The organism is Bacillus infantis (genome assembly GCF_020171945.1).
Lineage (GTDB): Bacteria > Bacillota > Bacilli > Bacillales > Cytobacillaceae > Bacillus_AB > Bacillus_AB infantis_A.
Genome location: NZ_JAIVAP010000008.1, coordinates 138,460 through 151,612, shown reverse-complemented (window position 1 = coordinate 151,612; position 13,153 = coordinate 138,460). Strand labels below are relative to the sequence as shown.

Sequence of the window (13,153 nt, the reverse complement as noted above, 5' to 3'; positions counted from 1 at the left end):
ATATATTTAAAATACTAGTTTACAGAATATGTAATCTTGTGTTAAATATAGGATAAAAGTAATGGATGGAGGTCCACTAGATTATGTCCAGCCTGCTGCTTTTATCTGATGAGAATTTATTCAAAGTTTTTGAGGACGCCCTGATATGTAAAGTAGACACTGACTTTATTGAACTGATCGCCGATGAAATCAACCGGAGGCAGCTTTCGCATCTCCTGCTCGCCGCTTCAAATTAATGACTCTCTCTTTTTCGCCTCATTGCAATTGTGATTCCCCATTATTAAGCTTTGTTTTCTCCCTAGGATTTTCCCTTGTTTTCATATAAAATATAAATTGGACATATAGTAGAGAAAAAACAAAGGATGGTACTCTTTATATGAGAACAGCCGTAGTAACAGACAGTACTGCATACATCCCGAAGGAATTGCGGGATCGACTGAACATACATATGATCCCTCTCAGCGTCATTTTCGGAAACGAAACATACGAGGAAGAGGTAGAAATTACAGCAGAAGCATTTTACGAAGAAGTGAAGCATAAGGAGCTGCCGACGACCTCACAGCCATCGACGGGCCAATTCGTCGAGCTGTTTGAAAAACTGTCGGCCGATTATGATGCAGTCATCAGCATCCATCTGTCGAGCGGCATCAGCGGCACCTATCAGGGAGCTGTCACTGCCGGCAGCATGGTTGAAGGAATCAGGGCCTATCCGTTTGATTCTGAAATCAGCTGCATGGTCCAGGGTTTTTATGTTATCGAAGCTGCGGAAATGGCTGCCGCTGGCAGGGATCCGCAGGACATCATGGCCCGCCTGGAGGAAATGAAACAGACAGTCCGCGCCTACTTCATGGTGGACGACCTTTCCCATCTCCAGCGCGGCGGACGCCTTTCAAGCGCCCAGGCACTGATCGGGAGCCTGCTTCAGGTCAAGCCGCTCCTCCATTTCCAGGACAAGGTCATCGTGCCATTTGAAAAAATCCGCACACGCAAAAAAGCGATGAAGCGGATCGCTGATCTTCTTGGTGATGCTGCATCAGGCGGCGGGGAGTACCGCGCCGTCATCATCCACGCGAACCGCGAGAAGGAAGCTGACGAGTGGAAAGCAGAGCTTGAAAAAGAGCTGCCGAACGTTGAATTCATGATCGGTTACTTTGGCCCAGTCATCGGCACACATCTTGGCGAAGGCTCAATGGGGCTTGGCTGGTATAAGAAATAAAAAATGCCGCTCCGGAATTTTCGGAGCGGCTAGTTTTTACTTTGTCAGTGCATCAGTCAGGTTAGGCACGATTTGCTTTTTACGTGAAACAACCCCCTGAAGGACAGCCTTCTCATCAGCAAGCACCACATTGAATGCTTTCTCGACAGCAGCTGTTTCCTTGCCAAGCGCAAGTGCAACAGAATCGTTCGTCAGGATATTCGTCGCAACAAACAGGAACAGATCCAATCCTTTTTCCGCAATCGTGCTGCTGATCACTGCACGCAATTCTTCTTCAAGCGCAAACACATCGTTTGTATCAACGGCGTTCACCTGCGCTACTTCCACTTTAGCAGAACCCATCTGGAATTCCTTCGCATCCAGGCTGACCAGCTGTGCAGCAGATTTATCGCTCAGGTCGGCACCAGCCTTCAGCATTTCAAGGCCGTACTCTTCCGCATCAACACCCGCGATTTCTGCAAGCTCATGTGCTGCCTTCACATCTTCGTCTGTGCAAGTCGGTGATTTGAACAGAAGAGAGTCAGAAATGATTGCTGATAGCATGAGGCCGGCGATTTCTTTTGGAATGCTCTTGTTATTTTCTTTGTACATTTTGTTCAGGATCGTCGCCGTACAGCCGACAGGCTCGCAGCGGTAGTACAAAGGATCGTTCGTTTCAAAGTTGGCAATACGGTGGTGGTCGATAACCTCAGCCACACGCACACTTTCAATTCCGTCCGCACTCTGCTGGCGCTCGTTATGGTCCACTAGAATGACAGTGTTTGCTTCGTCAGCCACATTGCTGATCAGGCGAGGGGCTTCAGCGTTGAACTTTGTCAGCGCGTGCTGAGTTTCGCCGTTGATCTCGCCTAGGCGCACAGCTTCTACTTCCTGGCCAAGCTGTGTTTTTAGGTCAGCGTAGGCGATTGCTGAGCAGATTGTATCTGTATCTGGGTTTTTATGTCCGAAAATTAAGGTTTTTTCCATATGTAAATCTCCTTTTTTAGGTGGATTCTTCATGGTTTATTATAGAGGAAATTGAGGGGGGAATCTAGGGGGAGGGTTTGGGATTTGGCGTGGTGGCTGGGCGGGTTTTGGGATGGGGCAGATTGTGGGAAGGGGGGAGTTGCTAATATATGGTGGAAGTTGCTAATAAGAGGGGGATGCGGCATCTCGCGGCGTACGCCGCCCAAGGGCGAGGTCGCAAATAAAAAGAAAAAGTCGCAAATATATGGCTTGGACTCGCAAATAAAAAGAAAAAGTCGCAAATAAAACTCAAAAGTCGCAAATATATCTTAAATCCCGCAAATAAACAGGAAAGGATGATTAGTTTTGAAGTTCAAAATCCAAGAAGGGCGCCTCATCCAGGACCCAATTGGCACCCAAATCTCCAAAATAGCAGAAATTCCTACAGTTCCCCTCAATCCAGCCTTCAATCCGGACAAAAAACTGGCCGAAATGCTCACCGGCAAGCAGCTCCTCACAGACGAACTCCCTTTCACACCACAAGAAATCGATCAGCACTACCAAAACGGCTACATCAACTACCGCCAAGGCATCCTACTCACCGGCAAAAAGCCCCAATGTGCCCGCTGCGGCAACGCTCAACCTCACCTTTTCGCCAAATTCCCATGTGCCAGATGCGGTGAAGACTGCCTCTACTGCCGAAGCTGCATCATGATGGGTCGGGTCAGCTCCTGCACCCCGCTCGTCAGCTGGCAAGGTCCAAAACCACCGCAGCCCCAGTCAAAAACCTACCTAGAGTGGACAGGCAATCTTTCCGACGGCCAGCAGACTGCCTCCGACCGCACAGCACAAGCCATCCAGCAAAACAAAGAGCTCCTGGTCTGGGCGGTATGCGGTGCCGGAAAAACCGAGGTCCTGTTTGCAGGCATCGACCATGCCCTCCAAGCTGGAAAAAGAGTCTGCCTCGCCACACCGCGAACCGATGTAGTCCTTGAACTCACTCCGCGCCTGAAAAAAGTATTCCCTGGAATAACCGTTGCTTCCCTCTTCGGCGGCAGCGAAGACCGCCACATCTACGCCCCGCTCACCATCGCCACCACCCACCAGCTGTTCCGCTTTTACCAGGCATTCGACACTGTCATCCTGGACGAAGTGGATGCTTTCCCATACTCAGTCGATGCCACCCTCCAATACGCCGTCCAGCAGGCAAGAAAGCCGGAGTCATCCATGATCTATCTAACCGCCACACCCAACCAAAAATGGCAGAGAGACTGCTCCTCCGGAAAAAGAGACCACGTCACCATTCCCGCGCGCTACCACCGACATCCCCTCCCTGTCCCGGAATACCGCTGGTGCGGTAACTGGGAGAAGCTCTTAAAGAAGAACAAGCTGCCCGCTCCACTTATCAGCTGGATCAACCAACGCATCCAAACCTCCAAGCAGATCCTCCTGTTTTTCCCGCGCATCGACATCATGGAAGCAGCACTGCCGCTGATACAAAAGCTCCACACACAAACTGATTCCGTCCATGCCGAAGATCCCGACCGAAAAGCCAAGGTCCAAAAAATGCGCAATAAAGAAACGGAGATACTCTTAACCACAACCATCCTGGAAAGAGGCGTAACCTTCCCGAACATCGACGTAGCTGTCATCGGATCCGATCACCACATTTTTACCGAAAGCGCCCTCGTCCAAATCTCCGGCAGGGTCGGCAGGAGCGCAGATCATCCCAGCGGCACCATTACCTTTTTCCACTTCGGCAAAACAGAAGATATGATCAAAGCGAGAAACCAAATTACCAGTATGAACAGGGAAGCGAAACGAAGGGGGCTAATCTTGTATGAATCTTTTTCAAGCTAATCATTGCCTGATCTGTCATAAAGAGATTGATGCGGAAATCGGCTGGCAGGAGCTGTTTACACGGACAGAAGAGAAGGTAATATGCAGGGAGTGTGAGAAGAGCTTTGAAGAGCTAAAGGGAGCGCTATGCAAAATTTGCGGGAGGCGGCTGCAGGGGCTTGATCCCCAGTTCATTGCTGGCGAAATGTGCTATGACTGCATCCGCTGGGAAAAAGACCCCGAATGGGAAGGCGTCCTCAACAGAAATATTTCTCTTTACACATACAATGATTTCCTCAAGGAGCTGATTGCCCGCTATAAATACAGAGGGGACTACATCCTGGCCAATGTGTTTAAACAGAAGATAAAAAGAAAAATAGTAAGCCTCAAACCAGATTTCATCACCCCTATCCCGCTCAGCCCCGAACGCCTCTACGAGCGCGGCTTCAACCAGGCTGAAGCTCTCATCACCTCAGCAGGCCAAACTCCATCCCATCTCCTCACCAGAAACCACACCGAAAAGCAGTCCAAAAAATCGCGGGAAGAAAGAATCCATCTCAGTGAAATCTTTCAAATAAGCTCTTCCGCCACATTCGAAGCTAAAAACATCCTCCTCATTGACGATATATATACTACAGGAAGCACCCTCAGGCATGCTGCCCTGCCGCTGAAACAGGCAGGTGCGTCTAACATCATGTCTCTCACACTGGCGAGAGGGTGACCGTGACCACTATATAAGTTATTTAGGAGAGAACTGATATGGCTGAACTGGAAAATTGCCCCTACTGTGACAAGATTTTTGTGAAAAATCAATTCCGTGATATATGCAATGACTGCTGGAAGGAAGAGGAGCTGAAGTACGAAACGGTTTATCAATATATCCGCAAAAGAGAGAACCGGACGGCAACGATGGAGCAGGTGGTTCACGCAACAGGGATTGAAGAGACGCTGATTTTAAAATTCATCCGGACAGGCAAGCTGAAGCTGGCTCAGTTCCCGAATCTCGGCTATCCTTGTGATAAATGCGGAGCATATATCCGCGAAGGGAAGATCTGCCAAAAATGTGCAAAAGAGCTGCGGAAGGATATAAACAGCTTACAGGCTGAAGAGGAACGGAAAAAGCAGTTGGCGCTTAAGGAGAAGCAAGGCACCTATTTTTCAATCAATGACAAGTAAAGAATATAGGCAAATAGATGCATTTTATTCCTTTTTGCTCTTTTTATTTAAAAAACTGCCGGCATAGCCGATAATAGAGGAAAGACTATCGTTCGGTCGAAAGCGAGGGAAAACAATGAAGATTAATAATTTTGGACCTTCAGGAATTAACCCATACAAACGCCAGCAGAACAAGCTGGACAGCGCCAATGCCCAGGCGAAAAAAGCCGCGGACAAGGTGGAGATCTCATCTGCTGCCAAGGAAATGCAGCAAACCTCCAAGATCGACCAGCAGCGCCAGGCAAGAGTTGAGGAGCTGCGCATCCAGGTCGAGAACGGCAATTATAAAGTAAATCCAAAAGAAGTGGCGAAAAGCCTGCTTGATTACTATACAAAGAATTAACAGAAGGGAGGGGACTTCATGTCCGCTGAACTATTGTTCGAGAGTATGACGAAGCTCATCAGGCTCCATAAAAGCCTTTCTGAGCTGTCTGCCCGGAAAACCGGTATCATCAAGGCAGGGGACACTGAAGCCCTCAGCCAGATTTTAAAAGAAGAACAGACCCATGTGGCTGCGATCAGAAGAATTGAAAATGACAGGCAGAAAACGGCAGCGGCCCTGGTGCCGGGGAAAGCGAATCCTACAATCTCAGACTGTCTGGAGATTCTAAGCCTCCCGGACCAGGAAAAGCTGGCGGGTTTGACGGAAGAGCTGGCAGAAGCCATCCTTCATATAAAAGATGCCAATGATCTGAACCAGCAGCTGCTGGACCAAAGCTTGCAGTATATCAATGTTTCCATGAATCTGATGAGGCCGCAGCCGGAAAATATCAACTATGGACCGGCAGCCGGCCAGCAGAACAAACAGCTTCCTTCTCAAGGGCTGTTTAACTCGAAAGCCTAAGAGACGGAGGAATCACCATGCGTTCAACCTTTATGGGACTCGAAACAGCCCGCCGCGGCATGTTCACCCAGCAAAGCGCCTTATATGTAACAGGCCACAATATCGCCAACGCCAACACGCCAGGCTTTTCCCGCCAGCGCATCAACTTTGAACAGACATCGCCATACCCGGCAGCATCGATGAACCGTCCGCAAATACCGGGGCAGATGGGAACTGGGGTGGAAGCGGGCTCCGTGCAGCGGATCCGTGAAGGCTTCCTTGACCTCCAATACCGCGTCGAAGCCAATAAAGTCGGCTACTACAGCTCCATGAGCGAATCGCTTACAAAAATGGAGGAAATCATGAACGAGCCTTCTGAAAGCGGCCTTCATGCGACAATGGAGAAGTTCTGGAATTCCCTACAGGATATCGCCAGCCATACAGAAAACACCGGTGCACGCGATGTAGCGGCGGCAAGCGGCCAGATGGTGGCAGACACATTAAACTACTATTATAATTCTCTATCAAGAGTCCAGCAGGACATCGGCAACGAAATCGGTGTCAAAGTAAAAGAAATCAATGCCCTAGTCTCGCAGATTGATCAGCTTAACAAGCAGATTGCGAGCGTAGAGCCGAACGGCTATTTGCCGAATGACCTTTATGATGAACGGGATATGTACGTTGATCAGCTTTCGCAACTGGTTAATGTTAAAGTGACTAATGTGAAACCGACTGAGTATGGGCATGCTAAGGATATTGCCGAAGGGCTTTATAAGATCGAGATTGTTGGGGAGGATGGAAAATCTTTCTCAACGCCTGCGGTGCTTTTGGATGTAACAAAAGAGGACGGTCTTAAGCCTGCTAATAAGCTTGAGGTCTATGATACTGCTGATGCCACAAACGAAGATTTGGAGCTGATCAGCGGAACGATCACTCAGGTAAAAGTCGGGGATGTCGCTTTGGATGGCATTAATTTCTCAGGCGAGCTTGCTGGATTGGTTAAAAGTTATGGTTATCAGGACAGTAATGGGAATGTGGCTGGGTATTATCCGGATATGCTGAAGAAGCTGGATGATTTTACGACTGCTTTTGTGAATGAATTTAATGCCATTCATAAACAAGGCTTTGATTTAGCAGGGAAAGCAGGAGTTGAATTCTTTGTCCTTGATCCAGCCTTGGGTGATAATCCCGCCCAGCAGATTAAGGTGAATGCTGATATTTTGAAAGACTCCAGTTTAATAGCTGCAGCAGCAAAAGAAAACGGCGGCTCGGGAGATAACGAAAATGCCCATAAGCTTGCCTTGATAAAAACTAAATCGTTTGGCAGCTATGAATCCACTCCTCCGGCAACTATGACCTCCGGAAACCTGGACACCTACTATTCCGGAGTCATCGGCCGTCTCGGCGTCGATTCTCAAAGCGCCCAGAAAAATGCGAAAAACTCACTAGTTCTGGCGGACTCTGTAGATAAAAGCCGACAATCAGTAAGTGCCGTCTCACTCGATGAAGAAATGACCAATATGATTAAATTCCAGCATGCCTATAACGCGGCAGCCCGGAATATAACTGTAGTGGACGAAATGCTCGATAAAATCATTAACGGCATGGGCGTCGTCGGAAGGTAAGGTGAAAAGAAATGCGCGTAACGCAATCAATGTTATCAAATAATATGCTCCGCAACCTGAGCAACAGCTATTCCAAGCTTGGCAAGCTGCAGGACCAGATCTCCACACAGAAAAAGTTCACAAAGCCATCGGACGATCCTGTATCAGCGATGCTCGCGATGAACTATCGGACCGATCTCAATCGGATTGAGCAGTTTCAGCGAAATATCGGCGAAGCGAAGAACTGGATTGACAGTACGGATGATGCTTTGGATAAGGGAGTCATGGCATTGCAGAGGATTAGGGAATTAACCGTCCAAGCAAGTAATGGGACACTTGAAGGCGACCAAAAGAAAAACATTATGGAAGAGATAAAACAGCTCAAGGAACATTTGGTTAATATCGGTGAAACACAAGTAGGCGGAAAGTACATTTTTAACGGAACGCAGACTAATGTGAAGCCAGCTGAAGAAGGCACCTTTAATGATGGAGCTATCAACCTTGAGGTCTTTTCAAATATAAAAGTTCAAGTAAATATGAGCGGCAATGAGATTTTTGGTGATATGTTAAAAGACAGCGGTGATATTCAAGGTCTTATCAACTCTTTAAATGAAGACAGCCCTGAAATTGGCGGATATCTTGAAAAGGTTGATAAATATATCGATCAAATGCTTGCCGGACGGGCGAAGATCGGTGCCAAGCAAAACCGCATCGAACTAATGGACGACCGCCTCCAGCAGCAGGAAGTCTTCTCGACCCGAATCCTATCAGACAATGAAGATGTCGATATGGAAAAGGTCATCATGGAACTTACTACACAGGAAAGCGTCCATCGTGCCGCCTTAAGTGTTGGCTCGCGGATTATCCAGCCGACACTTGTGGACTTTTTAAGATAAAAATGAAAGCTATCCGAGTGATAGCTTTTTTTCATAGAAAGGAGAAGAGCAGATGAAGGTTCCTCAAATAAGACTTGAATCTAACTTTATACGGCTTGGGCTCAATATTGAAAAGCCCGTCCAGGAAATCCAGCAGCCCCAAGCAATTCAGTCGATTGAACAGCCGCAGGCCAAGCTGGAAATTGAAACGGTTCCTGGCAGATTGACAATTGACCAAACAAAGGCAAGGGAAGATGTTGATCTTAAGTCACTCAGTGTACGGATCGCTGAATTTGCTCAAAATGGCTACCAGGATTGGCTTTCCGGGCTAGAGAGAAGAGCCTCAGAAGGCAGTGAGCTGATGAAGATTGAAAACGGAGGCAATCCTATCCCGAGACAGGCCAAGGCAAACAGCGAAGGGCCGGAAAAGCAGTTCAATATCGGCTGGCTGCCGTCCTATTTCAGTGTGAAGCTGCAGTATGAACCTGCACAGGTCAAAATAAACGCTACACCGCAAAAGCCAATCATCAGCGCAGAAACCCAAAAGCCAATCCATCATTATATACCTGGAAAAGTCACGCCCGAAGTGCTCGAAAAAAACAGCCTGACAATCGATTTTGTCAGCAATGAATAAAGGAATGTGGTGATAGCATGAACCTGCAAACAAAGTTTCATGGAGAACTAGAAATAAACGAAAAACAAGTCATTCATTTTAATGCTGGGATACCTGGGTTTATTGATGAGAAGGAATACTGCATTCTGCCTATTAAGGAAACGCCTTTATTCGTATTGCAGTCAGTGAAGACTGCTCAAACAGCCTTCATCCTGACAGATCCATTCAGCTTTTTCACAGACTATGAATTTGATCTGCCGGAAGAGGTGACCGAGGCATTATCCATTTCATCTGATAAGGACGTTGCCGTATTTGCCATCTTAACGGTCCAGGAGCCTTTTGAAAAAACAACCGCCAACCTCCAGGCGCCGGTCATCATCAATCAAAAAGAAAAACAAGGCAAGCAAGTTATCCTGAATGGAACTTCCTATACAACGAAGCATCTGCTAATAACCAAGGAGGGGAAATAAATGCTCGTCCTCACCCGCAAAACAAAAGAGTCGATTATGCTAAATGACGACATCGAAATCACGATTGTTTCGATTGACGGAGATCAGGTCAAGCTCGGCATCAATGCCCCTAAGAATGTAGAGATACATAGAAAAGAAATCTATCTCTCCATCCAGCAGGAAAACAGCAGCGCAACTAAAACAGAAAGCGAGCTGCTGGGCAGCCTTACGTCTTTCTTTAGACAAAAAAACTAAAAAACTTTTATTTTTTGTTAAACATTGTCTAAACCGGCCGATATTAACTATGTAACCAGCTAACCTAAAGGCGGCCGACTTTAGAACAGCTGAAAAATTAACCACATGGATGTGGGAAAAACACTCAAGGAGGAAGAAAGTAATGAGAATTAATCATAATATTGCTGCGCTTAATACTTATCGTCAGTTGAATACAGCATCAACTGCACAGTCTAAATCTATGGAGAAATTATCTTCAGGTCTTCGTATTAATAAAGCTGGGGATGACGCTGCAGGTCTTGCAATTTCTGAAAAAATGCGTGGACAAATTCGTGGCTTAGATATGGCTTCAAAAAATGCTCAAGATGGTATTTCAATGATTCAAACTGCTGAGGGAGCATTAAATGAAACACATGATATCCTTCAACGTATGCGCGAATTAGCTACGCAAGCTTCTAATGATACAAATACTGATTCTGACCGTGGCGAAATTCAAAAAGAAATGAATCAGTTAACTTCTGAAATCAATCGTATTGGTAATACAACAGAATTCAATACGAAGAAAATTCTTCGTGGAGACGGCTCAAATGCTAAGGCTGTTGGTGAACTCAAGTTGGGTGAAACAGGTGCGATCGCTCAAACAGCATTGTCTACAGGTTCAGTAACACCAGCTACAGGAGCAAACCTACAGATTTCTTTAACATCAGGTGAAGGCGCTGATGAACTTGATGGACAAGAGTTTACTTTTGAATTTAATGGTGAATCAGTAAAAGTAAATTTCTCTAATGTTGCAGATGCTTCAGATCCAAAAGCAAATACTTTTGAAGTAAAAGATGGCGGTAGAGAAGTAACTATTTCCTTGGTAGATGGTAATACTAATCAAAAATTTATTACGAGTAAATTACAAGAAGGATTAGAAGCAGCTCTTCAGCAAAATTCAAATATTGATGCTAATAACTATACATTCTCTCGTAATGATGCAGTATTAACTGTAAATTCAGTTGCTATAGGGGAAGGTCAATCAATCTCAGTTGTTGGTGCATCTGGGCAGACTGCTTTAACTGCAAGTAGTGACAAGGGAGCAAACTTTGCTGCCGTAGAAGATACAGCGGTAGAAGTTACTGGATCTGCTGAATCTCGTACAAGAGCTACAGCTACCTTAGCCGATTTCACAGCTGCAGACATCAAGAGTCAAATTCTTGAATCTGGTATCAGTGTATCAAACACAGATTACTTTGATTCTGGTACTGTTAGTGCAGATGGGGCTACTAAATTCCTAGCTGGAAAAGGATTTACTATTGGTAATGAAACAATTGAATTTTTTAATGGTAATGAGGGCAAATACGAAGGAAGCGCAGATTTTTCTGTAGACTTATCTCTTGTTACCTGGGCTAATGGTGGAACAACTGCGTTAGATTCCTCCGATGAAGAAGCTTTAGTTGCAAGTATTGTTGATCAAGTTGGCAGTAAGATGAAAGATGTAACTCTTACAGTTAACTCAGGAGCAGCTGGTAGCATTGATGTAACAGCAAAAGAGCCAGGATTAGCAGGTAATTCAATTGAAGTAAAAGACGGTGTTAGTCGTCCAGCTTCAGATGTAATTGGTAGCACATTCAAAGCAGCTTTCCAAATCGGTGCAAACAAAGGTCAATCAATGACAGTTGAATTTGGTGATATGCGTTCAGAAGCATTAAATATCGTTGGTAAGGCTGGTCAAGATCATACAACAGTTGACGGTGCTAAATTCACAGCCGCTAACAATGTAACTAATGGTACAGATAATAATGAATACGTGGCGGCTCTTGATGTAAGTACACATGAAAGTGCAACTGCAGCGATAGAAGTAATAAACAATGCAATTGAAAAAGTCTCTGCTGAACGTTCTAAACTAGGTGCTTCTCAAAACCGTTTAGAACACACAATCAACAACTTGAACACTTCTTCTGAAAACTTAACAGCTGCTGAGTCTCGTGTACGTGACGTAGACATGGCGAAAGAAATGATGACTCAAACGAAGAATTCAATTCTTTCTCAAGCTGCTCAAGCTATGTTAGCTCAAGCTAACCAACAACCACAAGGTGTACTTCAATTATTACGTTAATCTTAGATTTAAAAAAAGAGACTCTAGTTTTCCTAGTGTCTCTTTTTTTACAAGTAGACCAAATACCATAAACTAGCAGAAAGCTTCAGGAGAAAACGAGATGGATAATAATCAACAAGAGTTAAAAAGGTTTCTTGAAGAACAGCTTCTATGGTGTAAGGAGCAGGAGAGTATAATGGAAAACCTAGACTCAAAGCTATATGAAATGAAAAGGATAGCTGAATATGCTCTTGAACATGAGCTTAGCTCGAAGCAGGTAGAAGTGTTAAATTATCAATTAAATGAATTGAAGAACGAAGTATTTTCTTTAGAAGAACAGTTAAGATCCATTAACAATTAGTATGAAAGAAGTGTATTAAATGGACATAGCCCTAAAGTCAATAGCATTAAGACAAAGTTAAGTCCAACAATAGGCACCTATGTCAGTGATGAAAATGTCGATGGGAAGTGCTGAACAGCAAGGGGATGCAATTCAAAAGTTGAAGAGCACTACTGATGCATCAGCAATCCAACTTGCCGCGCATCCACACTTAGGTGGGACCATTGATTTAAAAGGATAAGAATACCAAGAATAACAGTTTAGGTTACTCTTTTTCTTTTTGGGGCAAATGGGGAAAGTTGATTTGTGCCCCTAAAGTCCATCAACTTGCCACATGCTCTGCGCACAGAAACTCAAATAGCAAAAATACATAACAAGTAATAACAAGATATTAAGATATACATTTTAATTATAGTACGTATGTTTTGTTCGGTGGGTACTAGATGTTTAAGAACCAAGCGATCTAAGCCTCTACTTCGATTATCGGAGTAGGGGCTATTGCTATTTTAAGAGGAGCAAACGATGAATCTATACTCAATGAAACCTTTAAACAGATGGAACTGCTTGAAAATGTAGTGGAAATGAAGAAAAAGCCTGTAAAGCGTATGAACATCGTTAGTCTAAAGTTAGTGCTCATCCAGAGTGTAGAAATGGCTAATCGAGATTATTCTAAAGAATGGAGACCCAGTTTTGTAGAAATTGGTTGGAAGGAGAGAGAATCATGAATGAACTCACGACATTTCTTCCCGTAATCTTACGACTAAACTAAATAAGAAATTGCTTGAGTTCTATATTTATACTGCTCAGACATTGAGTTAAAACTTTGTTCATAATAAAACCTCCAGTCGCAATGGCAAAGTTGTGGTCCAGGAGGTATTGCTTGCATCAAACAGAGAAAAAACGAGAAAGCGGCTGATTGG

16 protein-coding genes and 2 pseudogenes are annotated in these 13,153 nt (G+C 45.1%); 16 read left to right on the top strand and 2 right to left on the bottom strand.

From position 1 onward, the window contains the following. Positions 1–83 precede the first annotated feature (83 nt). Together LCM00_RS13315 and LCM00_RS13310 are read left to right on the top strand one after the other, a co-directional pair. Complete coding sequence (locus tag LCM00_RS13315) at positions 84–236, top strand: sporulation histidine kinase inhibitor Sda (protein WP_224902694.1); 153 nt, start codon at positions 84–86, stop codon at positions 234–236. Positions 237–376: 140 nt separating this feature from the next. Then, positions 377–1,216 (top strand): DegV family protein, encoded by an 840-nt coding sequence (locus tag LCM00_RS13310; RefSeq protein ID WP_224902692.1) that lies wholly within the window; start codon positions 377–379, stop codon positions 1,214–1,216. A 36-nt stretch (positions 1,217–1,252) separates the two neighbouring features. Here the strand turns inward: LCM00_RS13310 and LCM00_RS13305 are convergent, their stop codons facing one another. After that, a complete protein-coding gene (locus LCM00_RS13305; protein WP_224902690.1) occupies positions 1,253–2,182 on the bottom strand; it encodes a manganese-dependent inorganic pyrophosphatase in 930 nt (309 codons plus the stop codon). Between the two features lie 339 nt (positions 2,183–2,521). Then, complete coding sequence (locus LCM00_RS13300) at positions 2,522–2,749, bottom strand: hypothetical protein (protein WP_224902788.1); 228 nt, start codon at positions 2,747–2,749, stop codon at positions 2,522–2,524. Here LCM00_RS13300 and LCM00_RS13295 point away from each other — a divergent pair. The 14 genes and pseudogenes from LCM00_RS13295 to LCM00_RS13235 all read left to right on the top strand — a co-directional run bounded on the left by LCM00_RS13295 (position 2,654) and on the right by LCM00_RS13235 (position 12,474). Continuing rightward, positions 2,654–4,021, top strand: a complete 1,368-nt coding sequence (locus LCM00_RS13295; protein WP_224902782.1) for a DEAD/DEAH box helicase — start codon at positions 2,654–2,656, stop codon at positions 4,019–4,021. The two genes, LCM00_RS13300 and LCM00_RS13295, sit on opposite strands and share 96 nt — an antisense overlap. Beyond that, positions 4,002–4,721, top strand: a complete 720-nt coding sequence (locus tag LCM00_RS13290; protein WP_224902688.1) for a ComF family protein — start codon at positions 4,002–4,004, stop codon at positions 4,719–4,721. Before LCM00_RS13295 ends, LCM00_RS13290 begins: the two co-directional genes overlap by 20 nt. A 38-nt stretch (positions 4,722–4,759) precedes the next feature. Then, positions 4,760–5,176: a TIGR03826 family flagellar region protein gene (locus LCM00_RS13285; RefSeq protein WP_224902686.1), complete on the top strand. Its 417-nt coding sequence runs from the start codon at positions 4,760–4,762 to the stop codon at positions 5,174–5,176. A gap of 115 nt (positions 5,177–5,291) precedes the next feature. Beyond that, positions 5,292–5,558 carry a flagellar biosynthesis anti-sigma factor FlgM gene (gene flgM / locus LCM00_RS13280; protein ID WP_009792978.1) on the top strand — a complete coding sequence of 89 codons (267 nt, stop codon included), beginning with the start codon at positions 5,292–5,294 and terminating at the stop codon, positions 5,556–5,558. Between the two features lie 18 nt (positions 5,559–5,576). Beyond that, on the top strand, positions 5,577–6,059 hold the full coding sequence (locus LCM00_RS13275; protein ID WP_224902684.1) for a flagellar protein FlgN: 483 nt from the start codon (positions 5,577–5,579) through the stop codon (positions 6,057–6,059). Positions 6,060–6,076: 17 nt separating this feature from the next. After that, positions 6,077–7,663, top strand: a complete 1,587-nt coding sequence (gene flgK / locus LCM00_RS13270; protein ID WP_224902681.1) for a flagellar hook-associated protein FlgK — start codon at positions 6,077–6,079, stop codon at positions 7,661–7,663. An 11-nt stretch (positions 7,664–7,674) separates the two neighbouring features. Continuing rightward, positions 7,675–8,538 (top strand): flagellar hook-associated protein FlgL, encoded by an 864-nt coding sequence (flgL, locus tag LCM00_RS13265; RefSeq protein WP_224902676.1) that lies wholly within the window; start codon positions 7,675–7,677, stop codon positions 8,536–8,538. 52 nt (positions 8,539–8,590) lie between these two features. After that, positions 8,591–9,151: a DUF6470 family protein gene (locus LCM00_RS13260; protein WP_224902673.1), complete on the top strand. Its 561-nt coding sequence runs from the start codon at positions 8,591–8,593 to the stop codon at positions 9,149–9,151. Positions 9,152–9,168: 17 nt separating this feature from the next. After that, positions 9,169–9,600, top strand: a complete 432-nt coding sequence (fliW, locus tag LCM00_RS13255) for a flagellar assembly protein FliW (protein WP_224902670.1) — start codon at positions 9,169–9,171, stop codon at positions 9,598–9,600. Continuing rightward, the gene (gene csrA, locus LCM00_RS13250) at positions 9,601–9,834 is read left to right on the top strand and encodes a carbon storage regulator CsrA (protein WP_129613318.1); all 234 of its coding nucleotides are present in this window, start codon (positions 9,601–9,603) and stop codon (positions 9,832–9,834) included. Positions 9,835–9,943: 109 nt separating this feature from the next. Continuing rightward, positions 9,944–10,330: pseudogene (locus LCM00_RS24970) on the top strand (flagellin N-terminal helical domain-containing protein); the annotation flags it as partial. A 1,107-nt stretch (positions 10,331–11,437) separates the two neighbouring features. Continuing rightward, positions 11,438–11,914: pseudogene (locus LCM00_RS24965) on the top strand (flagellin); the annotation flags it as partial. Positions 11,915–12,014: 100 nt separating this feature from the next. Then, positions 12,015–12,254: a hypothetical protein gene (locus tag LCM00_RS13240; protein WP_224902665.1), complete on the top strand. Its 240-nt coding sequence runs from the start codon at positions 12,015–12,017 to the stop codon at positions 12,252–12,254. 79 nt (positions 12,255–12,333) lie between these two features. Next, the gene (locus tag LCM00_RS13235) at positions 12,334–12,474 is read left to right on the top strand and encodes a YjfB family protein (RefSeq protein WP_224902662.1); all 141 of its coding nucleotides are present in this window, start codon (positions 12,334–12,336) and stop codon (positions 12,472–12,474) included. Positions 12,475–13,153 lie beyond the last annotated feature (679 nt).

Coding starts and splice junctions, on each gene's coding strand:
- LCM00_RS13315 (WP_224902694.1), top strand. CDS start 84: ATGTCCAGCCTGCTGCTTTTATCTGATGAGAATTTATTCAAAGTTTTT.
- LCM00_RS13310 (WP_224902692.1), top strand. CDS start 377: ATGAGAACAGCCGTAGTAACAGACAGTACTGCATACATCCCGAAGGAA.
- LCM00_RS13305 (WP_224902690.1), bottom strand. CDS start 2,182: ATGGAAAAAACCTTAATTTTCGGACATAAAAACCCAGATACAGATACA.
- LCM00_RS13295 (WP_224902782.1), top strand. CDS start 2,654: ATGCTCACCGGCAAGCAGCTCCTCACAGACGAACTCCCTTTCACACCA.
- LCM00_RS13290 (WP_224902688.1), top strand. CDS start 4,002: ATGAATCTTTTTCAAGCTAATCATTGCCTGATCTGTCATAAAGAGATT.
- LCM00_RS13285 (WP_224902686.1), top strand. CDS start 4,760: ATGGCTGAACTGGAAAATTGCCCCTACTGTGACAAGATTTTTGTGAAA.
- flgM (WP_009792978.1), top strand. CDS start 5,292: ATGAAGATTAATAATTTTGGACCTTCAGGAATTAACCCATACAAACGC.
- LCM00_RS13275 (WP_224902684.1), top strand. CDS start 5,577: ATGTCCGCTGAACTATTGTTCGAGAGTATGACGAAGCTCATCAGGCTC.
- flgK (WP_224902681.1), top strand. CDS start 6,077: ATGCGTTCAACCTTTATGGGACTCGAAACAGCCCGCCGCGGCATGTTC.
- flgL (WP_224902676.1), top strand. CDS start 7,675: ATGCGCGTAACGCAATCAATGTTATCAAATAATATGCTCCGCAACCTG.
- LCM00_RS13260 (WP_224902673.1), top strand. CDS start 8,591: ATGAAGGTTCCTCAAATAAGACTTGAATCTAACTTTATACGGCTTGGG.
- fliW (WP_224902670.1), top strand. CDS start 9,169: ATGAACCTGCAAACAAAGTTTCATGGAGAACTAGAAATAAACGAAAAA.
- csrA (WP_129613318.1), top strand. CDS start 9,601: ATGCTCGTCCTCACCCGCAAAACAAAAGAGTCGATTATGCTAAATGAC.
- LCM00_RS13240 (WP_224902665.1), top strand. CDS start 12,015: ATGGATAATAATCAACAAGAGTTAAAAAGGTTTCTTGAAGAACAGCTT.
- LCM00_RS13235 (WP_224902662.1), top strand. CDS start 12,334: ATGTCAGTGATGAAAATGTCGATGGGAAGTGCTGAACAGCAAGGGGAT.